The sequence below is a fragment of the Synechococcus sp. UW179B genome (genome assembly GCF_900474245.1).
Classification (GTDB): Bacteria; Cyanobacteriota; Cyanobacteriia; order PCC-6307; family Cyanobiaceae; genus Synechococcus_C.
The window spans coordinates 1-23688 of record NZ_UCNZ01000006.1 but is presented as its reverse complement, the minus strand read 5'-3'; the positions used below and the strand labels follow the sequence as shown (position 1 = coordinate 23688).

General features: G+C 58.2%; 17 protein-coding genes and 3 pseudogenes. 11 read left to right on the top strand and 9 right to left on the bottom strand.

From position 1 onward, the window contains the following. Positions 1-16: 16 nt before the first annotated feature. From DXY38_RS02755 to rppA, 5 genes are read right to left on the bottom strand one after another with little or no spacing between them, the layout of a single operon-like run. Positions 17-1474 (bottom strand): multicopper oxidase family protein, encoded by a 1458-nt coding sequence (locus DXY38_RS02755; RefSeq protein WP_330848514.1) that lies wholly within the window; start codon positions 1472-1474, stop codon positions 17-19. After that, positions 1471-2226 carry a MauE/DoxX family redox-associated membrane protein gene (locus DXY38_RS02750; protein WP_115070382.1) on the bottom strand — a complete coding sequence of 252 codons (756 nt, stop codon included), beginning with the start codon at positions 2224-2226 and terminating at the stop codon, positions 1471-1473. The genes DXY38_RS02755 and DXY38_RS02750 overlap by 4 nt, the downstream gene beginning before the upstream one ends. Continuing rightward, positions 2219-2629, bottom strand: a complete 411-nt coding sequence (locus DXY38_RS02745) for a DUF411 domain-containing protein (RefSeq protein WP_115070381.1) — start codon at positions 2627-2629, stop codon at positions 2219-2221. Before DXY38_RS02745 ends, DXY38_RS02750 begins: the two co-directional genes overlap by 8 nt. 60 nt (positions 2630-2689) lie before the next feature. Further along, on the bottom strand, positions 2690-4057 hold the full coding sequence (gene rppB, locus DXY38_RS02740; RefSeq protein ID WP_115070380.1) for a two-component system sensor histidine kinase RppB: 1368 nt from the start codon (positions 4055-4057) through the stop codon (positions 2690-2692). Further along, on the bottom strand, positions 4057-4761 hold the full coding sequence (rppA, locus tag DXY38_RS02735) for a two-component system response regulator RppA (protein ID WP_115070524.1): 705 nt from the start codon (positions 4759-4761) through the stop codon (positions 4057-4059). The genes rppB and rppA overlap by 1 nt, the downstream gene beginning before the upstream one ends. A gap of 74 nt (positions 4762-4835) precedes the next feature. Between rppA and DXY38_RS02730 the strand changes: the two genes are divergently transcribed. The 5 genes and pseudogenes from DXY38_RS02730 to DXY38_RS13950 all read left to right on the top strand — a co-directional run. Next, the gene (locus DXY38_RS02730; protein ID WP_244278983.1) at positions 4836-5450 is read left to right on the top strand and encodes a hypothetical protein; all 615 of its coding nucleotides are present in this window, start codon (positions 4836-4838) and stop codon (positions 5448-5450) included. Next, positions 5443-8574 carry an efflux RND transporter permease subunit gene (locus tag DXY38_RS02725; RefSeq protein ID WP_115070379.1) on the top strand — a complete coding sequence of 1044 codons (3132 nt, stop codon included), beginning with the start codon at positions 5443-5445 and terminating at the stop codon, positions 8572-8574. The genes DXY38_RS02730 and DXY38_RS02725 overlap by 8 nt, the downstream gene beginning before the upstream one ends. Next, positions 8571-9740: an efflux RND transporter periplasmic adaptor subunit gene (locus DXY38_RS02720; protein WP_115070378.1), complete on the top strand. Its 1170-nt coding sequence runs from the start codon at positions 8571-8573 to the stop codon at positions 9738-9740. Before DXY38_RS02725 ends, DXY38_RS02720 begins: the two co-directional genes overlap by 4 nt. Before the next feature lie 27 nt (positions 9741-9767). Next, a pseudogene (locus DXY38_RS13955) lies at positions 9768-10133 on the top strand (EamA family transporter); the annotation flags it as partial. A 211-nt stretch (positions 10134-10344) separates the two neighbouring features. Beyond that, positions 10345-10554: pseudogene (locus tag DXY38_RS13950) on the top strand (EamA family transporter); the annotation flags it as partial. An 89-nt stretch (positions 10555-10643) separates the two neighbouring features. On the opposite strand, the gene DXY38_RS13945 reads toward DXY38_RS13950, so the two are convergent. Then, on the bottom strand, positions 10644-10985 hold the full coding sequence (locus DXY38_RS13945) for a hypothetical protein (RefSeq protein ID WP_244279000.1): 342 nt from the start codon (positions 10983-10985) through the stop codon (positions 10644-10646). Here DXY38_RS13945 and DXY38_RS13865 point away from each other — a divergent pair. Then, positions 10923-11078, top strand: a complete 156-nt coding sequence (locus tag DXY38_RS13865; RefSeq protein ID WP_206749672.1) for a hypothetical protein — start codon at positions 10923-10925, stop codon at positions 11076-11078. The two genes, DXY38_RS13945 and DXY38_RS13865, sit on opposite strands and share 63 nt — an antisense overlap. A 446-nt stretch (positions 11079-11524) precedes the next feature. After that, the gene (locus DXY38_RS02705) at positions 11525-14236 is read left to right on the top strand and encodes a DUF3854 domain-containing protein (protein WP_006853922.1); all 2712 of its coding nucleotides are present in this window, start codon (positions 11525-11527) and stop codon (positions 14234-14236) included. Between the two features lie 155 nt (positions 14237-14391). Here the strand turns inward: DXY38_RS02705 and DXY38_RS02700 are convergent, their stop codons facing one another. Together DXY38_RS02700 and DXY38_RS02695 are read right to left on the bottom strand one after the other, a co-directional pair. Then, complete coding sequence (locus DXY38_RS02700) at positions 14392-16251, bottom strand: recombinase family protein (RefSeq protein ID WP_006853923.1); 1860 nt, start codon at positions 16249-16251, stop codon at positions 14392-14394. 52 nt (positions 16252-16303) lie between these two features. Further along, positions 16304-16459, bottom strand: a pseudogene (locus tag DXY38_RS02695) (A/G-specific adenine glycosylase); the annotation flags it as partial. Between the two features lie 643 nt (positions 16460-17102). Here DXY38_RS02695 and DXY38_RS02690 point away from each other — a divergent pair. From DXY38_RS02690 to DXY38_RS02675, 4 genes are all read left to right on the top strand, one after another. Beyond that, positions 17103-18143: a glycosyltransferase gene (locus DXY38_RS02690; protein WP_115070522.1), complete on the top strand. Its 1041-nt coding sequence runs from the start codon at positions 17103-17105 to the stop codon at positions 18141-18143. 72 nt (positions 18144-18215) lie between these two features. Then, a complete protein-coding gene (locus DXY38_RS02685; protein ID WP_115070521.1) occupies positions 18216-19343 on the top strand; it encodes an efflux RND transporter periplasmic adaptor subunit in 1128 nt (375 codons plus the stop codon). 4 nt (positions 19344-19347) lie between these two features. Then, entirely contained in the window at positions 19348-22593 is a 3246-nt protein-coding gene (locus DXY38_RS02680; RefSeq protein ID WP_115070377.1) for an efflux RND transporter permease subunit, read from the top strand. Positions 22594-22598: 5 nt separating this feature from the next. After that, positions 22599-23534: an alpha/beta fold hydrolase gene (locus tag DXY38_RS02675; protein WP_371410985.1), complete on the top strand. Its 936-nt coding sequence runs from the start codon at positions 22599-22601 to the stop codon at positions 23532-23534. Here the strand turns inward: DXY38_RS02675 and DXY38_RS02670 are convergent. Further along, positions 23519-23688, bottom strand: a 170-nt coding sequence (locus tag DXY38_RS02670) for a sigma factor-like helix-turn-helix DNA-binding protein (RefSeq protein WP_305791120.1), incomplete at its 5' end; no start/stop codon positions are given. The two genes, DXY38_RS02675 and DXY38_RS02670, sit on opposite strands and share 16 nt — an antisense overlap.

Sequence of the window (23688 nt, the reverse complement as noted above, 5' to 3'; positions counted from 1 at the left end):
GCGATCAGCGCAGTGCTCAGGCTTCGATCAAGATGTTGCCCATCATGCCGAGCTCCTCGTGATCGAGGATGTGGCAGTGATACACGCTCTTGCCAGCAAAGTCGCTGAAGCGGGTGCGCACGCGCACGGTTTCGCCAGGGCGCACCAGCACCACATCCCGCCAGGCCCGGTAGGGCTCAGGCCTGCCATTGCGGCTGATCACCTGCATCGGATTCACATGCAGATGGAAGGGGTGATCCATCACGCCTGTGTTCAGCAGCTCCCAGTCCTCTGTGTCTCCCAATTGCACGCGCGTGTCAATGCGCCCATGGTTGTAGCTCTGGCCGTTGATCAAAAAGGCCATGCCCATGCCTGGTGCCATGCCGTGATTCATCACAAATCGGCGCGTACGCAGCGGGCTGGGGAGCTCCTCCACCGCTAAGAGCTGCTGCGGCAGAGGCTGCGGCGCTACAACGCCATTGGTGCTCACCGTTGCGATGACATCAGCTTGTTCCTGGCCAGACACCGCTCTCCCCATACCCATGCCCATACCCATGCCCATACCCATGCCGCCCATCATTGGGCGCCCCAGGCGCCTGTAGGGGAGGTTGTTCAAGCGAAACCGACCACCTTCGGGAGCCACCTGCACCAACACATCGGCACGCTCGCCGGGCACCAGCAGCAACTCCTGCAACGGCAGTGGTTGCTCCAGTGCACCACCATCAGTGGCAATCAGATGCATGGTGTGACCCTCCAGCGCCAGTCGCCAGAAGCGGGCATTGGAGGCGTTGAGAAGGCGTAGGCGCAGCAAGCCGCCGGCTGCAACCTGCAGCTCGGGCTTCACCTGGCCGTTCACGCTCAGAATCGAGCCTTCTCGGCCAAGCATCACACCAGAACCGGAGCGCTGGTTGGCGGCTGGAAGATCCTTGAGCACAAGCACTTCTTCCTGGGCCGCCTGCACTTCAGGGATGCGATCGAGATCGCCTCTCACCAGCAGCGCACCACCCAGGCCACCAAACACCTGGTCAGCCACCGTTCCATGGTGATGGGGGTGGTAGTAGAAGAGGCCCGCCGGGTGATTGTCCGGCAAGGAGAAGCTGTAGCTCTGTCGCTGGCCAGGAGCAACCCTCAGGAACACATTGTCGGCTGCTCCGCTGGGTGGAATGTGCAGGCCGTGGTAGTGCAGATTCGTTGGCTGAGTCAGGCGGTTGTGCAGCTGGATCCGCACCGCATCACCAGGCTGCAGTTCAAGCTGGGGGCCAGGGAGTAAGCCGTTGTAGGTGAGTGCCCGTCCTGATGTGCCAGGGATGCTGATGGACGTTTCCTGCGCTACCAGATCCAGCTCCAGCAGGCCAGCTTGAGAGCGCACTGGCGACGTCGCCGCCGCGTTGATGCTCCTCCGTGGATCTGCGTCCCAGCCATGGCGCAGAGCCGCGACTGAGGCTGCTGCAGTGCCACCGGCTGCCAGGGCGAGAAAGGAGCGCCGGCTGATCACAACGCACCCCCAGAAGCAAGAGCCATCACTGGCTGAATCAACATCGCCAAACCCATCAGCCCCATGATCAGATTCTCAGCGAAGCTCACCACCCCCAGCGGTGTGCGGGAGTTGCCGCCCACGCAGGCACAGTTCAGTGCCAGGTGATCGACGAACACGGCTTTGCCGACGGAGACCATGCCCATCACACCGAGAAGCACTGCTGTCACGCCAATCACAGCTTCAAGGCCCATACTCTCGGCCGATTGCAGCATCCCAAGTCCCACCAATAGCTCAACAGCGGGATACAGTTTTCCCCAGGCCTGCCAACGCTGCGTGAGCAGGTCATATTTGCGGAAGCTTGCAGCGAATGCCGCAATATCCATCAGCTTGAGCATCGCCAACAGGCAGATCGCCAGGCCCATGTAGCCCCGGATTTCGCCCCCTAATGCCAGGTTGATCAACAGAGCGCTCAGGAACACAGCGATCACTGGTGCGTAGGACACCTCTGCTGTTTCCGCGGTGACACCAAGCCGTTTCGCCAGCTCGGTGTAGCCCCCAATGCGCTCCGCGCCGGCAAACACCTGCGGCGTGGTGGTCACACCGTGGGCATGCTTGAAGGCTTCCACCTCCGCCTGGCTGCGCAGAGGATGATCCTCAAACGGAATCCCCTGGGCGCGCAGGAGCTGAAGCGCGCGCTGCCCCCACGGACAGGCATGCTCGGGCGTCTCCATCCTGTAGAGACGCACAGCGCTGAGTTCCGGCTTAGCCATCACCCTCCACCGTCTGGAAGGCTTGGGTCCGGCCGGATTCGGTGAAGGTGAACACCGTGTAGCTCTCTGTCTTGAACGGTGATTCCATGCCGGGCGAACCGAGCGGCATACCGGGTACGGCAATTCCGGCCACCTGTGGGCGTTCCTTCAGCAGCCGCTGAATCGCCGACACTGGAATATGACCCTCAACCGTGTAACCCCCAATCCGGGCGGTGTGACAGGACTGCAGCTGAGGTGGAACGCCGTAGCGCTGCTTGATGCTCGCAAGGTTGCTCGTCACGTAGTCCTTCACTGTGAAGCCGGCTTGCCTGAGGTGGTCCAGCCAGCCTTTGCAGCAGCCACAGCTTGGGGAGCGATAGGCGGAAACCACCGCAGGCACAGGTATGGCGGCGACTGGAGGCATCAACAGAGGCACAGGAGGACGGCGACTGCTTCCACCGTAAACACTCCAGTCGGTGGAGAGTCAATGGGGTGGCTCAGCCGCCGGAATCTCCAGGGAGAAGCAGCTGCCGCATCCAGTCCTGGAGTGCACCTGGATTGCTGCGCGATGGCGGACGGCGATGGCTTGCGCGATGGCCAGCCCCAGCCCACTGCCACCCTGGAGGCGTGAGCGAGACGGATCCAGTCGCGTGAAGCGATCAAAGATTCGGCCCTGCATCTCCTCAGCGATGCCAGGCCCGTTGTCGGTGATTGAAAGCTGGAAATGGCGACCCTGGTGCTTCAGGGAGACGTCGATCGCGCCACCTGCTGGGCTGTGCTGCATCGCGTTGCTCAGCAGATTGATCACAAGCCGGCTGAGTTCTGTCTCCGCCCCAAGCACCTTGGCACTGGACATCCATGACGTGTGAATCAGGCTCACCTGAGCAGCCGCAGCTGTCTCTGAAAAATCCTCCATCACATCGGCCGTGATCTCGGCGAGATCACACACCGTTGCCGGCTCCCGCTCGCAGGGTCGTTCAAGGCTGGCGAGCAACAACAGGTCGCCGATCAGGTTCTGCAGGCGCCGGCCCTGGACAAGCACCCGATCCCAGCTCTGGATTGACGGCTGTTCAGCCACCATGGAACGTGTGGGGCGTTCTGCCTCCACCAACGCCAAGAGATTGGCAAGAGGCGTGCGTAATTCGTGCGCGACGTCAGCGCTGAACTGCTCCTTACGCTGATAGGCCTCTAGCAGTGGTGCGATCGCCAATCCAGCCAGCCACCAGCTGGCCGCGCCGATCGCCAAGAGCGCACTCAGAAAGACACCATGACCCAACCACAACACCTGTTGGGCTTCCCGATCGAGATCGTTCAGGCTGCGTGAAATCTGGAGGAAGCCCCACACCGGTTCTCCGCTGCCGTTGGAGTGGTGGAGATGGATGGAATAGGTGAGCCAGCGCTGGCCGAATGCTTCTTGCGTGAGCTGCCAACCTTGATCCGCAGCTGGAGATACAGCCTCCGGAGCCCCGGGAGAGCTGGCGATCAGAGCACCGCTTTGATCGAGAACACGCAGCTTGTAGCGGTCGGGATCAGTGGCACTGATTACATGGCGTTCAACCAGTGAATCTGGTGCCTTGCAAGGCTCTCCTGCGATACAGAGGCCCGGCAGAACCGCAACGAGTGCGGATGTGGGCCGGGCTCTCTGCGGCAGGACAGGCTTAAGACTGTCGTGCAGGGTTCCGGCAAGAGCCTGCAGTTCACGTCGGATCGCACTCTCCTGGCTCTGCAGCAACAGCCTTCCCATCGCGAAACCCGCGCCGTATAGGAGTGCACCCATCACCAGCAAGGAGAGTCCCGCCAGCCTCAATCGAGCTTGAAACAACAGGCGATGCGCCGGCGTTCGGATGGTCATCACAGCAACACCGCAGCGTGCGGATTCAGCCGATACCCCTTACTCGGGACGGTTTCAATCGGGGAAGCAAGCCCATGAGCAGCAAGCTTGCGCCGCAGCAATCGCACTTGAGCTGCAACAACATTGCTGATGGGATCTTGCTGGAGATTCCACAGTTGGTTGCGCAAGCGAGAGCCTGAAATCACCTGACCTGGGTGATCCATGAGATAGCTCATCAGTTGCTGCTCTTTCGTGGACAGCTCAATACTCATCTCAGCTGTGGCTGTTGTCACGACCAGTTGCCCCGTGGCGAGATCCAGCCGGAAGCAGCCGGCTTCCAGGACTGGTGCGCGATAGCTGGGATGACGCCGCTGCAACGCCCGTACCCGTGCGAGAAGTTCCTCCATCGCAAATGGCTTGCTCAGATAGTCGTCCGCGCCGGCATCCAGCCCCTCGACCCGATCGGCTGTGTCGCCGCGTGCCGTCAGCAGCAAGAGCGGCAGCTCCAGGCCCCGCGATCGCGCTCGCCTACACAGATCGAGGCCGCTGAGGTCTGGGAGCATCCAATCGAAAATCCCCAGCTCATAGCGGGCCTGATCACTGCCAAGCAGCACCCAGGCGTCCTGGCCGCTGACGCAGTGATCCACCACATGCCCGTGGTCCTGCAGAACGGCCTGGATGGATCCCGCCAGATCCGTCTCGTCCTCCACTAACAGGATCCGCATGGGCATCAGCGTGGCGGATCAACGAGGCTCAGATCCTAGTGCGCGCAGCCGGTTTCATCTGTTTTTCATCCCGGTTGCGCCATCCTCCGCCCATCCACTGCTTCCTCAGGCCTTTGCTTCTACGAATCCTCCAGCTGGCGGGAAGCGCCAGCCTTGCTGCAACGGCTCTGCTGGCCTCCCCCATCGCAGCCCCCCTCGCTCTTGCCCATGTGGGCCATGGCGATGAGTTTCAGCAGCAGGGCGACGCACGCCAGGTGCGCCGCAACGCCGAAACCGATGCCCTGTTGGGGGTGGCCACGGCAACGCCGGAAGAAGGGCCGGATGGGCTCTCGGTTCCCTCCACTGCTCTAGTCGATGCGAATGGCAAGCCACTGCTGTTCGTGCAAACCCAGACCACCTACGACCCTGTTCTCGTGGTGACGGGTTCCAGACAGGGTGACCGGGTTGTGATCACCGAGGGCCTTGATCCCACCGACGAGGTGGTGATCTCTGGCGCCCTCTCGCTGTACGCCGAATCGAAGAAGACACCACAGGCTGAGCCGGCAGCAGATAACAAAGCCGCTGCGCCACAGGACAGCGCGACGGCGAGCCCGTCCGCTCTACCCATTCCCGCCCTGGCAGCTGGCGCGGTTGTCGTACTCACCGCTGGGGCTATCTGGCTGAACCGCCGCAGGAAGACGGATGCTTGAGCGGTTGCTCAACACAACGCTGCGGTTTTCGATCGCTCGCCGCTGGCTGATCGTTGCCGCAGCCATCGCCATCAGCCTCTGGGGCCTGCTGGCGGTGAGCCAGATGCCCCTGGATGTGTTTCCCCCCTTCGCGCCGCCGCAGGTGGATGTGCAAACCAGCGCCGCTGGGCTCTCACCGGAAGAAGTGGAAACCCGCATCACGCTGCCGATCGAATCGGCAGTGAATGGCATTGCCGGGGTGGAGACCGTGCGCTCCTCCTCCAAGCCGGGTTTGTCGATGGTGCAGGTGGTGTTCAACCAGAACGCCGACATCTACCGCGCCCGCCAATCCGTGGCGGAGCGGCTGCAACAGGTGAGCGCCCAGCTGCCCGCCAACGCCGACGCTCCCGAGGTCTCCCCACTGGTCTCGCCACTGGGCACGATCCTGCAGGTTGCCTTCACGGTGACCGGCGATGGCGCCACATCGCTCATGGATCTGCAGCAGCTGATCCTGCGCTCTTACCGCCAGTCAATCCTGGCGGTGCCCGGCGTCGCCCAGGTCACGATCTACGGCGGCGATGAGCAGCAGTTTCAGGTGCTGCTTGATCCCCAGGAGCTGCAGGCTCAGGCTGTCTCGCTCCAGGCGGTGATGGAGGGTGTTGGCTCGGCGATGGCTACCAGCCCTGGGGGCTTCCTGATCGGGGGTGGCCAGGAGCGGTTGATTCGCCCCCTGGCTCAGGTTACGCAGGTGAGTGATCTCGCCGATGCGGCGGTGCAGAGCGAGCAGGGACGCCCGGTACTGCTCTCCACCTTGGGCCAGGTGAAGCGCGGTGTGGCGCTCAAACGCGGTGATGCCAGTTTCAACGGAAATCCCGCCGTTGTGCTGATGGTGATCAAGCAGCCCGATGTGGATACACCCACCGTGACTCGGGCGGTGGAGCAGCGGCTGACTGAGTTGAACCGCACGCTGCCTAACGATGTACAGGTCCAGACCACATTTCGTCAGAGCAATTTCATCGATAGTGCCATCCGCAATGTGAGCGAGTCGCTGCTCCAGGGGGTGGTGATCGTTTCGGTGGTGATCGTGCTGTTTCTCATGAACTGGCGCGCCGCCGTGATCAGCCTCATCGCCATTCCGCTGTCACTGCTGATTGGCCTGATGTTGATGAAGAGCCTGGGCCTGGGCATCAACACCATGACCCTGGGTGGGCTGGTGGTGGCGATCGGTTCGGTGGTCGACGACTCGATCGTCGACATGGAGAACTGCTATCGGGGGCTGCGCCGCAACCGGGCCAGCGACACGCCCAAATCGCCCCTGCAGGTGGTGTTCGACACCTCGGTAGAGGTGCGCCAGCCCGTGCTGTTCTCCACCGTGATCATCGTGGTGGTGTTTGCGCCGATCTTTTCGCTCACCGGCGTGGAAGGGCGCATCTTTGCGCCGATGGGCCTGGCTTATCTTCTCTCCATCGCGGCCTCCACATTGGTGGCGGTGACCCTGTCACCCGCGTTGTGCGCGATCCTGCTCGCGCCTGCGGAGCTGCCAGAGGAGAACACCTGGCTGGCTAACCAGGCCGAGCGGCTCTACCGCCCGATCCTGGATCTAGTCCTGCGCTCACCCCAGCGGGTGTTGGCGATCGCACTGGCCCTGATCGTGGCAACCACCCTGATCTTGCCGGCCTTGGGGCGGGTCTTTCTTCCGGAATTCCGCGAAAAGTCATTGGTGAATTCGATGTTGTTGTATCCAGGTGTGTCGTTGGAGATGACCAACCGAGCAGGGCTGGCTCTGACCCGTTCCCTGCAAGACAACCCTTTGTTTGAGTGGGTGCAGGTGCGCACGGGCCGCGCTCCAGGCGATGCCGATGGAGCTGGTGTGAACCTGGCTCATGTGGATGTGGAACTGAGTGACAAGGCCATGGCGAATCGGCCCGCTGCCATCGCCGAGCTGCGGCAAGCCTTTCTTAAGCTTCCCGGCGTAGCTCCCAACATCGGCGGCTTCATCTCCCATCGGATGGATGAAGTGCTCTCGGGGGTGCGCAGTGCCATTGCAATCAAGATCTACGGCACCGATTTAGGCGAACTGCGCCGCATCGGTGAGGCGGTGGAGAAGGCCATCAAACCCATTGATGGAGTGGTGGATCTGCAGTTGGAACCGCAGCTGCCGATTCCCCAGGTGCAGATCCACTACGACCGCCCGCTCGCGGCGGCGCTCGGGCTCACGGTGGAGGAGCTGTCGCAAGCAGTGGAGATCGCGCTCAACGGCAAGGTGGTGGGCCACGTGGTGGAAGGGGGTGTGCGCAGCGATGTGCTCGTGCAGCTTCAGGAGAATGCTCGCCAGAACCTGGAGGCCATCCGCTCGTTGCCGGTGGCCTTCAGCAATGGCATGACCGTTCCTCTCGGCAGTGTTGCCTGGGTTGAGGAAGGTCTGGGGGCCAACATCGTCAACCGAGAAGATGTTTCCCGCTTGATTGTGGTCTCGGCCAATGTCAACGGTCGGCCCCTTGGCAGTGTGGTGAAAGATATTCAGCGCACCATCACCCGGGATGTGCGTTTACCTCAGGGCTACACCATTCGCTATGGCGGTCAATTTGAATCAGAAGAGCGGGCAACCGCGTCTCTGGTCTTCTACAGCGCTGTTGCCGCAGTGGTGATCGGTGTGCTGATGGTGATTTCGGTGAAATCAGTGCCCGCCACAGTGGCGATCATGCTCAACCTGCCCCTGGCCCTGATCGGAGGTGTGGTGGCGGTGTTGCTCACGGGAGGAGTGCTATCGATCGCCTCGTTGATCGGCTTCATCACGCTGTTTGGCATCGCCGTGCGCAATGGGTTGTTGCTGGTGGACAACTACAACCGCCGCCACGGCGCAGGGCAACCCCTGGGCGAGGTGATCCGTGAGGGAAGCCTGGAGCGCCTCAACGCCATCCTGATGACAGCCCTCTCCTCGGCACTCGGAGCCTTGCCTCTTGCACTCGCTTTCGGGGCCGGGAATGAAATCCTGCAACCGTTGGCTGTGGTGGTGCTCGGTGGATTGATCACCTCCACGGCCCTGACCCTGCTGGTGCTCCCGGCGCTCTATGCACGCTTTGGCCATTGGCTGCTGCCCGCCCGCGACGGTTCGGCGTCGTCTCTTGCCTCTCTCCCGTCATGAACCTGAGCCTTAACCACCTCACGCATCACCTGCGCCAACCCGGCGTGCTTCTTCCTCTGGCGATCTCCGCATCTCTGCTGGTTGGAATCGGTGTGGGTCGCCAGAGCAGCCGGCCGGTCTCTGCGCCATCGGTTGCGGCGATGGACCGTGCGGATGCCAATGGCAGCGTGGCTCTCAGCGAAGACCAGCTTCGGCGATTGGGATTGACCACTGTTCGCCCCGAACTGAGCTCGGGCACGGAACGTCCGATCACTGGTTTTGTTGAAGCAGCAACATCGTCGCGCTCAAGCGTGGGGATGCCTGTGGCGGGACGTGTTTTACGTCTGATGGTGTCACCGGGCACCCGTGTTCGTGCTGGCGAACCGATCGCAGAAGTCCAAAGCGCTGATGCGGCTGCTGTACGCGCCGATGCCGATGCAGCGCAGGCCACGGCGCACTCGCTCGCATACCTGTACCGCCTTGCCGAACCCATGGCACGGCAAGGTGCACTCTCGACCCAGGAGCTGGAAAGCCGCCGCATCGCCAGCGTTACAGCCGCGACGACAGCCAGGGCAGCCGCTGCCAAGGCTTCAGCGCTAGGGAAGCCTGATGATTCAGGGCGTCTGTTGATTCGCAGTCCAATTGCCGGTCAGGTCACTGCTGTGAGCACCTCACCCGGTGCCGTCCTGTCTGTGGGGGAAGACGTGGCCCAGATCAGTGATGTCACAGGGGGTGAGCTTCGCTTCCTCGTGTCACCGGGACTCGCCACGAACATCAGGACCGGACAGCTGCTGCGCGTTCGAGCGGGAGCTCAGACGCTGCAGGCACGGGTGATCGCTGTGGCACCTGATGCGCAAACCGCCGGGCGCGTGATGCTGCTCCGCGCGCAACCTATTGATGCTCAACTCCCACCGATCGGAACAGCTATCACGGCCTTTGTGCAGATCCCATCCTCCGAGCAACGGTTCATTGTTCCGCAGGATTCCATTGCCCTGATCAATGGATCACCGGTGGTCTTTCGCTATCAACGGGGGGCTGTGGAACAGGTTGCTGTGGTGGTGGCCCAGCAAACGGCGGGGCAAGCGGAAATCCTTCAGGGTGTTCGTCAAGGTGATGTGCTCCTGAGAGGCAACACGCAGATGTTGCGCAACGCACTGGATGCTTCCAAGGACAGCAGCCAGAACTGAGTGAAGTTCAGCAACCCGATCAAACCGATGGCATCCTTGAGATGCGGTCAACTCTCTGGCTTCGCTGCGGCCGTGCTGTTCGGATGCAGCGCCCCACTGATCAGTACGTTCACGGCCAGCGGTTCGTCCCTGAGCATTGCCGGGTTGCTCTACGCAGGGGCGACTCTGGCTCTGGCGATTGTTCGGCTGATGAAAGGCCGAACCCAGGATGAAAGCCCCCTCCAACGGCGTGATGCGCCTGCCTTGGCTGGGTTGATCCTTCTGGGCGGGATCGTCGGGCCCGTTGCCCTGGTTCACGGCCTGGCGCGGTTACCAGCCGCATCGAGTTCACTGTTGCTCAACCTTGAGACCGTCTTCACCCTGGCCATCGCTGTTCTGGTGGGGCGTGAACATCTCGGCAAACGCGGCGCTGCGGCAGCAGCGCTCACCATCGCTGGGGCCATCGTTCTTTCGGATGGATCACTCGGCGGTGTCAATGCCACCGGAGCTGCCCTGATCGCTCTGGCGACCCTGGCCTGGGGGATCGACAACAACCTCAGCCAACGCCTGAGTCTGCGCGATCCGATTCAGATTGCCACCGTCAAGGCACTGGGTGCATCGCTCCATGCTCGTTCTTGCCTGGGTCCTGGGGCATCCCTTTCCACCTGCCACCGTCTGCGCGGCCTTGCTGCTTGTCGGTGCACTGGGCTACGGCCTTTCGATCTGGCTGGATCTCCTGGCGTTGCGGGATCTGGGTGCAGCGCGGGAAGCCGTGATCTTTTCCACAGCGCCTTTTGTGGGCGCCTTGTTTGCGCTTGTGGTGCTGCGTGATTCCTTCACGCTGAACCTGAGTGTTGCCGCCGGATTGATGGGGTCAGGCGTCGTTCTATTGCTGAGGGAAGAACACAGCCACTGGCATCAGCATCATGCGCTGCGCTCGACCATCGCCAGTAGCTCTTCAGCTCGATCTCCAACGGTGCGAGCTCGTGCGAGCTGCTCTTGTCGGAACGTCTCAAGCTGGTATTTGCAGCGCTCAAGGTCCTCCTTCGTTCGTGCCTCTGATGCCTGCTGAAGCATCCCGGAGTCGTAGTCAGCCAGACGCTCGTTCCAGCGCCACTGTTCTGCTCGTCGGCGCAGGGTTGATTCAGAGCAGCCCACAACATCCGCTGTCTGACTGAACTGACGACTGGGGCCAAAGTCTCGATGCAGCAGGAGCTGCTCGAAGGCATCTGCGGGCTCACCAGGGAGTTGTGGGAAGGAGTTCATCGACTTGTGCGCTTTCCAACAGGCTTCCAACGGGCTTCAAGCAGCGTCATCGAGCTTCATCCGGAAGAGCCAAACCATTCGGATTGGTGGTGATTTTGTAGCTGCTCAGAGTGATCTAGCGGGCAGCATTCCCAGCGAAGTGGACGTCCTCCAGTCGCCTCCCACTGCTTCTCGATGAAGGCTCTACGCCTTCTCTCCATCCATCCTGAGGATCTATTGGGTTGGCCCTTGTAAAAGGAATCAAGATCGGTTCTAAAGGAAGCCAAGAGAGAGAGGTAACTACTCCAGGCTTCCGGTTGTTATCGACATTCCGAACGAACCTGAACAAGCCCAGGTAACTTGAAGGGTTGGCATTTCGAGGTAGTTGCCACCGCTTCGGAACACTTGCAACGAGAACAACAACTGCTCTCTTGCCACTTCTGTGGCGAACTTAAACAACCTCAGGAGTAGCTCCCTGAGCCGGATAGCCACCTCGTTTGGGTTCATTGGCCCTGTGTGTGCGAGGTGGTCGGTCCGGACCTTCCTCACACACAAACCCAATGCGCAAGAACTTTCAGGGCCTCAGGCCCCACACAACTGAGCAACTCAGAGCCGAGTTAGTTGTCGACCATCTGATTAATCTTGACGATTACATCCGCGGAGCGATCACGCTTGGCGCTGATGAAGGCTGGCGTGAGGCGTTAAATCGCAAGGCACAGGAGCAGATCAAGGAGGTCAAAGAAAATCTCAACCTGCGCCCTAACGAGGTCGCCTGGGAAGAGCGCTCCATCACTCGCAAGACGGACTACAGGTTCCGAGAAACTCCGCCCGAGAACTGGAACATCTACAGCGTCGGGATGACCAACAAAGGCGTGCTTCTGACCGGACTGCACTTTGCAGGCCAACGCAAGCACCCCAGCATCCGCACCCGAGAGAAGGGTGAAGTTCGCTTCGACTGCACCGGCACCCAGGTGAAGGTCTACCTCCCGCCGTTGACGTGGGAGTACGCCTTGCATCTGCTGGATCATCACGGGTTCATCTGCACTCGGGAGGAGTACACCCCGGAGATGGCATGGCAGTTCATCTTCAGTAACCCGGCGGTCCCCATCTGGGTCGAGGAATCAGCCCTTAAGGCGTTGTCTGCGACCTCCCATGGTCAGCTCGCCGTCGGCATTAACGGCATCAACTCAGCAGGGCAAAAGACCCGATCAGATCGCCTCCGTGTGCCCCTGCAGAAGCTCGCGAAGGGTGGCCGTCGGATGATTGTCAGGTTTGACAACGGCAGCAACTCTGAGCGCGCTGCGCAGCGAGTAGCAGGGCAGCTGAATCGAGCTGGAGCTGATGCCAACTGGTTCACCTGGACAGATCCAGGCAAGGCCAAGACGGACGACTACTTCGCGGCGAAGGGCAAGGCACTGGTCGCCGGCACGTTTGACCGCTCAGCCGATCAAACCGACAGCTTCAACCTGAACGAGGGTCAAAAGGGCCATTACTCCCGACTGAAGGGCAACTGGCGGACGACCACGATCGATCGCGAGTTCGAGCCGGAGGACCTGGTCAAGGCGCGGATGCAGGGGCGAATTATCGCCCTGGAGGGCCCCACGGGTACTGGCAAGACCAAGGCCTCAGTCGGTGCCATTGACCTGATGGAGCAGGCCCTGGGCCACAAGGTCATCGTGCTGGGTCTGTATCACCGTGCCTCGCTGGTCCACAAAGGCGCTGCTGAGTTCGGTGTCAGGGACCTCAGCTCATCCAGAGGCACGTTTGAGCGTGAACGTGGAGAGCGCAGGGACGGTCTGTTCTGCTGCTGCGAATCGATCAAGAAGGACAGCGGCGAGTTGGACATGTGGAGATGGAGCCACGACCTGGAGGAGAACCCCAGGCCAGCTGTGCTGTTCCTTGACGAGCTCACCCAAGCAACCCTGCATCTGCTCCTGGACGGGACTGACGGGATGAGAGACAGCAGGCGTGAGGCGATCCGGTCAGTTGAACGGTTGATACGAAACCCAGAGCTCATCATCATCGCTGCTGAAGCGGGCATAGGCGACATCGAGCTGGAATGGCTACAGGCGCTGTCTGGTGTTCAACCTCAGGTCATCAACACCACGTTTCGCCGGCAGTCCGACCTGTTCTATGGCGCCGCTACTGCTGACAACATCGACAAGCTCCAGCAGCTGTGCGGACAGACCATCGATCAAGGCCAGCAGGTCTGGCTCTCGATGGGCGAAGCAGAGTCACTGAAGAAATTCAGCGCACCTTTTTCTCGCAGCTTTCTGATCCACAGCGACAACTCCTCATCCTTGGAGGTCGCTGAACTGATGTCCAACACCAATGCGGTCGCAGGTCAGTACACCTTGGTCGGATACAGCCCATCTGTGGTCTCTGGCATCTCGTATGAGGCCTCAACCGTTGGCATCGCTGCTTGTGTGCAGCAATTCGCGATGGCCCCCCAAGACGCCATGCAAGCCGTCGCCAGGGCACGAAGCGCAGATCGGCGGATCATGCTGTCGCCTGTCTCAGCACCGATGGCAAAGATCGGAACTGGGCGGACATCACAAGAAGAGGTCAGCCGTGCCAGGTTCACTGCGATCGACCCGAAGATGCAGGAGCTCTACCGAGACCACCTGAAAGGCGTTGACCCGGCAACCGTGCGCTACTCAGTCGCCCTCGAAGCTCGGGTCAACTATGAGGCCGTCAATAACGAGCACGTGTTGGCATGCCGCCTCAAGGATCAGGGCTACACGCTCCGGCCGTTTGACGAGCTGATCAGCGACAACGCTGTTGTTATCCCGAAGGCTCAGCGGGATAAACAGAAAAAGCAGGCTGAACTGAGCCGCCGGACCCAGCTGATCCATGAGGTCATGACTGGTCAGAAGACCATTGACCAGGCCAACTCAGAGGCCAGTAGGGAGACCAAGAACGGCATTTGGGTGGACCTGGCAGCGGTAGACCCCAGCCATGCCTATGTGTGGATGCTGCGCGTCAGGGTGCATGACCTGATCGCTGCAAGGTCATTCACTGTCGATAGCGCTGAGTTCCGCGCGATGGCAGCAGAGGTGCAGAGCCTGAATAAGCACGAGGCACGGGAACTGCGAGACATCCTCGGTGGCCGCGTCACCATTCCTGGACCAGACGACGACGTCCCCGCAACGTTCGCCAAGGCGCTGCTCAAGGTGGCGGGGTTCACCACCCAGAGGCAGAGGCTCCAGGTTGATGGCGTCCGTACCTACCGCTTTGAGGTGATCGCGTTGGAGCTGTCCCCATTCTTGTAGTGGGGTCTATAGATCTACACACCCCACTACAAAAACAGGGCAACGTCCAACATCTTTCCAGTCCATAGAGTCGCCACACTCAGCTCGAAGCAAAGAAGACTGTTGATAACTCGAACAGAGCGCCTTCAGGGAACTGCTGAAGCTCACGCTTGTTTTCATTGTCGTCCCTCGCTTCTATCGCCTCCAAGATCAACTTCGTAACCAAGCTCTGATGCACGGAAGCGAGCAATCTCTTGGAGACCAGCCACAACCTCTGGGGGGAAGACAGGCCGCGGAAACTTGCCAGGCTCCTTGATCACCCCTCCTCGTCCTGTCACCAGTTGATTGAACCAAGTCTTGCCAGCGAACAAGAAGGCAAAGCCGCGCTCGTAACCCATCGCTCGCAGGGCATGCAGCTCTCCAAGCGCAGTCCCCCAGGAATCCGTCGGAAACCCATTGGGACCAAGCCGGTTGTAGTGAAGCTGAATCGAGTCTCCACTCATGACCCAAGAAATACCGAGCTGCTGAAGCCAAGAGTTGAACTGCATCCGTTTGGGAATCTCTTGAAGCCCATGCTGAAGAAACTGGGACACGATCTCGACTGTGTCCTGCGCCTTCAGCACAGGGTCCTGAGGGCGTAACTCGCTGAGCCTGTAGTTCAACTCAGAAATCTCTCGCTCGAGCTCTAGAACTTGCTCACGCGCCTGAGAGATGGCACCGGTCAGAACAGAGACCTGAATCTCGTTGGGCAGCTCCTTCGTCAGCTCTTCAGCAAGACGATGTTCACCGCGCTGAATCCTTCCACTGAGCTCCTGAAGCTGATCGTTTGCAGTACGGATCTGCCTGCTCAAATCCTCCACTTCCGGCCCCATCTGGATGGGGAAGAGGTTCTGCCAGTCGGCCAACGACAAGGTCGCCATCAGCATCGCCTCGGCCTCATCCAAAGGAAGATTGATGGTCGGCGACTTCCGCCAAGCACCAAGCTGCTCACGACATCGCGTCGCACCCTGCTTTGCGACCGCACCAGCACTGTCAGAACAGGTGACATAACCGGGATGCCCGGGTCTGGCGTATCGACCGGCCGCCCTGTAAGTCAACAGAGACCCACAACCCGCGCAACGGACCAAACCACTGAACAGGAAGTGAACTTTCCGCGCCTTGGTGGTTGAACGCTTCCGATCACGCGTTGCCTTCGCCCGTTGGGCTCTTGTGAAGGTCTCCTGATCAACAACAGAGGGGTAATAACCCGGTATCTCATGGCTGTTTTTGCGCTGCAACAAGCCGGTGACAGCGGGGTCCCTTAACCGTTGACTCACTTGACCACGGTTCCAACGACCGTCCTTAGATGCAGGAGGGGCTGCATAGCCCTCCGTATTCAGCTCATCGGCAATCTGCGTCTGGCCCATCCCCGCCAGGCACATCTTGAACATGGCCTCGATCGACTTGGCGTAGCCGTTTAAGCGAAATGGGTTGTCAGGCAACGACTCATCCCGGTCAATCCAGTAGGGATTGCGATGCCGCGGCCTCTCACCACGATCCTGCGCCTCGTAAATCTTGCGCCACCCACCACGAGACCATTTCGACTTCTCGTCGCTCTCGGCATGAGCCTGTGCGAAGAGGAACGACAGCATGGCGAGGTCTTGGGCCCCAGTCGTCTCTCTGAACAAAGGAGAGCCACCCTGATAGCTGCAGACCGCAAACCCAAGCCCCTGCCCCCAGACATCCCGGATCAGAGACTCCAGTGCATCCAGAGGCTCTTGCCTGGAGAAGCGCCTGTGATCCTCAACGACCAGCACGGACCCCTTCGGGATAGAACCGGAGCGAGCTGCCTCTAGAAACCGCCCCAGCGCCCCTTGGGTGCGGTTCCGGCCGGTGTAAGCGCTGACGCCTGGATCGAGAAGTTCCTCAGCAAGACGAAAGTCGGGATGCCTGCGCATCCAATCCTTTAGAGCCTCCTCCTGGCGCTGCAGACCTGACTTATCGCCTTGTGCCTGGCCACCACTGGAAACGCGGCGATAGGAATAAGCCAGCGCCATGGAGAGGCTTGCCCGACACAGACAAGCTAGTCACCTATGCCGCAGAGCACCGCATCACCTCGGCGATCCAAACGCCGTAGGGAGACAACACTTCATCCGGCCCTGGCCAGGTTTGATCCGCAGTGAACATCCAGGGTTTCTGCTCAGGATCTCGGCGACCATGCGCCTCCCACCAGGCCAACAAGGAGCGACTTCGTTCAGTGGTCAAGAAACTGGGATCTCATGGCCACTCCCGCTCGTTCCCACGAGCTGTATTCGTGACCGATATGAACTTTCAGTCTCACAGCTCCACTCTTCGGCTCTTAACACTGCTCCATTCGTCGACAAAATTTGATTCTCAAAGAATATGGCGGAGGATCCAAGCAATGATCTCAGCAGGACCTCACTCCTTCGCAGCTTGCCTTGAAGCAAACATCCCCCAACACACCTTTTAAGTTGAAATCGCAACTGCCAAATCACCTCACTTAGCCTTTTTGTCCTTACTCACTCTGGCGACACCTTTCACACAATCGACCTAATCACTCATGCTCAAAGCGAAACATCCTTTTCACACTCAAAAAGCATGACCAAAAACTACTCTTATAGATCTTTATTGTCCAAAGTAGGAATCAACATCAAACTCGGCTTTTTCTTAATCCAGGCGAGGATCATGAATCCTTTTCATAGGCATATTGCTGCATCAAGTTGAAGAAGGCGGGGTTACTTCCTACATTGCGGCAATGCCGGCTGGTTCAGCAAGCAAAATGACAAACGTGGGAAAGTGAAGAAACGCCAGATCTCACATCACCGCTTTGGCCAGGCTGATCAACTTACTTTCATGGCGTCCAGGCCATTCCGGATTTGGCAGCTACGTGCAACGCCTCGTCCCGGAACTGGATGGATGGCGGCTTCAGCTTGACGAAAACGGGAAAGGCATTCTCCTTCCACGTGAACAGTGGAGTTCGATCGCACCTCCACAAGCACCAACCTTTTTCATGCGCTTGCTGCAGAGCAATGCCATGGCACAACACGGTCTCAACCTGAAGGATGTCCTGCAAGGCAGCAAGGTCGACATTGAGGATTTGGAAGTGATTTATTCACCTTTTTTCGAGGCTTTGCTCTGCTTCCCAGAGATTCCTCAGCTGATCACATGCCACGACCTCACTCCTCTCACCTTGCCGGCAAGTCGGAGGGCTTGGTTGAAATACCGGTTTTGGCAACCCAAACACCTCCATTGCGCGACGCGGGTGATTGCGATCAGCCGTCATGTGGCCAATCAACTCATCGCATTCGGCCTGCCCGCAGATCACATCAGCGTGGTCCCCAATGGAATTCGGATAGAAAGGCCAGCCTTAAGCGCCCCCACCAGCGAAGACCTCGTGGTGCTAGCTCGCCATGACGCCAACAAAAATCTGATTGCTCTGGTTCGAGCCCTCGCAACCGTACAAAAACGGCTCCCACACTGGCGTGGGGTGGTGCGAATCATCGGACGTAAGGGTAAATCCACGCCGATGATTCAACGCTACCAACGCGCCCTTCCCAGGCCCAACGGACTTGAGTGCATCCCATCCATGACTTCAGAGACTCTCCTACAAACCCTGAGGGGCAGCTTGGCGCTGATTTCAGCATCATTAAATGAGGGCTTCGACTACCCGGTCCTTGAAGCGAAAGCAGAAGGACTTCCAACCTTGATCAGCGCAATACCCGTCCATCAGGAATTTCATCAGGATTCGTCGTTATTTTTTCCAGCAGACGACGATGGAACAGTGCTGACGCAACAGCTATCTACGCTCCTTAACGATCGCGCTAGCTGGAAACAACTCTCCACAGCCGGTCGGGACTTAACTGAATCCCTATCCGTCCAACGGCAAGCAGAAAGCATCCGCCAACACATCTCGGAATTGGCTCGCTAGTTGTCAACAACAAGCTGGGGCCTCATCTGCCTCCAAGAAGAGGTATTGTCCGCGCAACTCATCGGTTGCATTGTGCGGGGCCCTTTTGTTGTCGTGCTAACTCTCTCGGTTGCGCTTGCAGCATGCGGGCAGAGCAAGAAATCCAACACCACCTTCTTATCGATCAACACGGCAACGATCTCCCAGGGCAGCTTCCAACCAAGCATCAAAGCGGTCAGCCCTCTTGAGTCCACCACCAACGTGACGCTCAGCCCTGAAACAGATGGTCGGGTGATCAAAAAGCTGGTCAGGGAAGGAGATCAAGTTCAGAGAGGTCAAGTGATTCTTGTGCTCGACAACACGCAACTGAGCGCTCAACTCGATGCATCTCAATCACAAGCTCGCTACGACAAGGTGAATGCTGAACGATATCAATACCTGTACGAACAAGGAGCCGTACCAGCCAAACGCCGTGACGCCTATTTCACAAAGGCGATCGAATCAAGGGATCAGGCCATCGCCGACAAAGCCACCCTTAATTATAAATTTGTACGTTCTCCAATCAATGGAGTGATCGGCGATTTAGACACCGTAAAAATCGGTGACTACATCAAAACCGGAGAGGTGATCACAGGAATTGTGGACAACTCCACGCTTTGGACCTTGATGGAAATTCCCGCGTCTCAGGGATCCCAGGTCAAAGTAGGGCAACCTGTGCGGCTCGCATCCCAATCCTCCCCAGCGATTACGGGTAAAGGAGAGATCACATTTGTTTCGCCCTACTACGCGATTCCCAAATCGGGCAATCCTCCCAACACGCTGATGGTGAAGGCGGAGTTTCCCAATCTCACCGGGCAATTAAAAACAGGCCAATACGTCACCTCCGAAATCATTACCGGATCGCGTGAGCAGTTGGCGGTACCGGTGCAGGCGGTGATGATGCAAGCCCAACAGCCATTCGTTTATCAGGTAGTGCCCGTCAGCAAGGCGCTACCAAACATCAAACGCTCACCTAATACGACGGCGAAAGCGTTGAAAAGGCTGGAAAAACTTCCAGGCAATACGCCGATCGTGCTTCAAACAAAAGTGCAGCTCGGGGATTTGCAGAACAACCTTTATCCCGTGATCTCTGGACTCAAAGCGGGGGACAAAGTGGCTGTTAGCAACACCAGTCGCCTTCGCAGCGGCATGCCTGTGAAGGTCTCAGCGGGAGCCAACTAAACCAATGGCCTTCTCCGACAATTTCATCAAGCGACCGGTCCTCACCACGGTCTGCAGCATTTTGATTGTGCTGGTTGGGATGATTTCGATCCCGATGCTGCCGATTGCCTACCTGCCAAACATTGCCAATCCCCTCATCCAGGTGAGCGCAACCTATGGAGGCGCCAATGCGGAGGTCACCGAGCAAGCGGTGACAAATCCATTGGAGCAACAGATCAATGGCGTTCCCGGGGTGAGCTACATCTCGTCCAACACCGACATGACAGGCGTTAGCACGGTCAATGTCTATTTCGACGAGACAACAGACATCAATATTGATCAGGTCAACGTCCAGAACCGTGTGACTCTGGCGAATACCCAACTCCCGGAACAGGTAAGCGCAACAGGTGTGTCGGTGAAGCAGAGCAATCCCTCGATCCTGCTTGCCTACGAGATCAGTTCCAGTGAAGGACAATTCGATGCGGCTTACTTAAATGGACTCGTCTACGAACAGCTCTATTACCCGCTGTCGCGGGTGGAAGGCGTTGCCACCGTCAATATCATCGGCGGCGCCAATCCAGCCTTTTGGCTGTTTGTTGATCCCAACAAACTTGCAGCCAACAAACTCACATCAGAGGACGTCCTTAATGCCGTGCAGTCACAAAACAGTGTGGCTGTTGGTGGGCTTGTTGGAGGACCTCCGGCCTCAGGTGATCAGGCCTACACCTATCCAATTGTTGTAGAAAACAATGGCAACCTCATCTCTATTGATGACTTCAACAACCTGATCCTCAATCGCTCGCCCTCTGGCAATCTGCTCAAACTGAAGGATGTCGGTGAAGTCCGCTATGGCACCAACACCTTTTCCGTGCAAGCCGTTGATAAAAATGGGAAAGAAGCCCTTACGGTTGCCATTTATCAAACTCCTGCGAGCAATGCCCTCGATGTTTCTGAAGCCGTAGTTGATCAAATCAACCAATTCAAATCAACGGTTCCTCCTGGAGTCACGATTAATCAGATCTATAACATCGGGCAATTCATCGAATCCTCCGTTGATGGAGTGATTGATGCTCTCGGACTGGCCATCGTGCTGGTTCTCATCATCCTGTTTCTGTTTCTTCAGAACTGGCGCGCCACCGTGGTGCCCAGCCTGGCGATTCCGATTTCACTCGTGGGAACGTTCGCTTTCCTCAACGTTTTCGGATTTTCGATCAATGAACTCACGCTGCTGGGACTCGTCTTAGCCACTGGCCTTGTTGTGGATGACGCCATCGTGGTGATCGAGGCCGTCTCCACCAATATCGAGCAGGGAATGAAGCCCCGCGAGGCCGCACTTGCTTGCATGGGAGAGCTCTTTGGTGCCCTGCTTGCCACCGCTTTAGTGCTGATGGCCGTGTTTGTCCCGGTTGCGTTTTATCCGGGTGGGGTCGGGATTATCTACAAACAGTTCGCACTCACCATCGCCTTTTCGGTGGCCATCTCTGCGTTTAATGCGCTGACATTTTCACCGATGCTCTCGGGTCTGATCCTTTCGCAGAAAAAACCTCCAGAACCGAAGGGACGCAGCTGGATTGTGGTGGGCGTGATCGTGGGCTTGGCCTTTGGCCGCTTTAGTGCTGCCTCCTTCGGGAACTGGACCTACATCGCTGGCATCGCGATCGGTGCCGTGGCGGGTTCGAACCTGCCCCTGATCTTCAAAGTGTTTAACCGCAACTTCGAGCGTCTCGAAACCACCTACTCCAAGATCCTCCAACGGATGATCGAGGCCCGCCGCATCGTGCTCGTTGGCTTGGTTTTCGGAATTGTGGCGACCGGCTTCGCCTTCACCACCCTCCCAACAGCCTTTATCCCCGATGAAGATCAAGGCTATGGAATGGGAATTTTCCAACTACAGAACGGGGCGTCCCTGGTGGAAACCAAAAAGCTTGGGATGCAAATCGCCAAGGTTCTCAGTGAGGAAGACGATGTAGCCCAAGCATCGATCATCAATGGTTATGGCTTCAACGGCTCCAGTCCCGATCAAGGCATCTTTTTCTTCGGACTCCAGCCCTTAGAGGAACGCAAAGGAGCCGCTCACAGTTCAGACGCCATCGTGAAACGCCTCAATGCCAAGTTAATTCAATTAAGCGACGGCCTTGCGAAGGCTTCAGGCCCACCAGCGGTGCCTGGATTCTCACCCCAAGGAGGTTTTTACTTCCAGTTCAACGATCTCAGCAACGGTGCTTATAGCTTCAATGAACTCTCCGATTTAGCGGGCCAATTGATCAAGACCGCCAATGCCAGCGGAGACTTTTCCAACGTTTACACCCAATTCACTCCAAGCTCTCCAGCGATCGGCCTCAACATCAATCGCGAGGTGATGGGTGCTCTCAATGTCGACTTCAAAGAGGCGATGGACACCATTTCTGCGCTGGCAGGCAATAACTTCTCCGGCATCACCTACGAGAGTGGCCAAGTTCGCAACATCTACGTACAAGGCACGCCAAATCAAAGACAAAACATTGATGACATCCTCAGCTTCTACGTTCGCTCAAACGATGGCGAATTAGTCCAGGTCTCCCAGTTTGCGGAAGCCGAGCTCAGCAGCGCCCCACCCGTGATCAGTCACTACAACTTGAACCGCACCGTCTTGATCCAGGGCGCAGAAGCGATCGGCAAGAGCAGCGGCCAGGCCCTCAGCAAAATCCAGCAATTGTTTAACGCTGAGACCTTCACGAATATCGGTTCAGCCTTCACCGGTTTGGCAGCTCTGCAGCTCTCAGCGGGGAACGCGAGCATCCTGGTGTTTGGACTGGGTGTGCTGATCGTGTATCTGGTGCTTTCAGCCCAGTACGAGAGTTACATCACACCTGTGATCATCCTGGCAACGGTTCCCCTGGCCATGCTGGGTGCTCTCGCCTTTCTTGCAATCCGCTCCATCGATTTGGACATCTATGCACAAATTGGCCTCATCACCCTCATCGGCCTAGCGGCCAAAAATGGAATTTTGATCGTGGAGGTGGCCGAACAAAAACTCAAGGAGGGAAAAAGTACGGTCGTCGCCGTGATCGAATCAGCCGAATCGCGACTTCGTCCCATCCTGATGACCGCTGTAGCCGCCCTCGCGGGTTTCTTACCTCTTGTGGTCGCCAACGGTGCAGGCGCGAGTGCTCAACAATCTCTTGGAACAGTGATTTTTGGAGGATTAATCGTTGCCACCGTTCTCTCAGTAGGGGTTGTTCCGCCCGTTTATGTACTCGTCAAGGACCTTGAGAGCAGGCTTTCAACATGACGCCAATGCCCCCTCCTTTCGCTCCGATGCAGGCGCTTTGGACCTGGAAGTCCCATCACATTGGCTGGTCCGTCATGGGGGATCCAACAGCACCGACAGCGGTGCTGTTGATCCATGGCTTCGGCGCGAATACGAATCATTGGCGCTTCAACCAACCCGTACTCGCCGAGCAAGTTCCCACCTATGCCATCGATCTGCTGGGTTTCGGCAGAAGTGATCAGCCGCAAGCACAACTGAACGATGAACTCGCCTCTCATAACAGCGTTCACTACGGGTTTGATCTATGGGCCCAACAAGTGGCCGATTTTTGTCACGACGTGATTGATCGTCCCGTGGTTCTTGTTGGAAATTCAATCGGTGGTGTTGTAGCGCTCAGAGCTGCACAACTGATCAAGGAGCAGGGTCACACTGTCTCCTGTAAGGGCGTGGTGTTGATCGACTGCGCTCAACGGCTGATGGACGACAAACAACTAGCAACACAGCCAGCCTGGATGGCCTGGATTCGCCCTCTGCTTAAAACCCTGGTGAGTCAACGCTGGCTGAGCACAGCGCTGTTCCGCAATGCGGCCCGCCCCGCTCTTATTCGTTCCGTGCTTAAACAGGCTTATCCGAGTGGTCAGAATGTGGACGATGACTTGGTGTCTCTCTTACTGGAGCCCAGCCAACGCAAAGGAGCTGCAGAAGCATTTCGCGGCTTCATCAACCTTTTCAATGATCACTTAGCTCCAGACCTACTCAATAGTTTGTCAGTGCCAGTGCATATGATCTGGGGCAAAAATGACCCATGGGAGCCGGTAGGGGAAGCTGAAAACTGGAAGCATCGATTTGATTGCATTCAGTCATTATTGGTGATTCCCAATGCTGGACATTGCCCGCACGACGAATCACCCACTGATGTCAATGAACGTTTACTCCTAATTCTCAATCAGCAAGCAACATAGGCTTCAACTTGATCGCTGAGGCGACGCAAACCGGCCAAACCATCACGCTCAAGATTGCGGACACGATCACGACTAATGCCGATGATGCGGCCAATCCCGGTGAGGCTCATCGGCTCTTCCCCGTCCATCCCGTAGCGCATACGCAACACTTTTC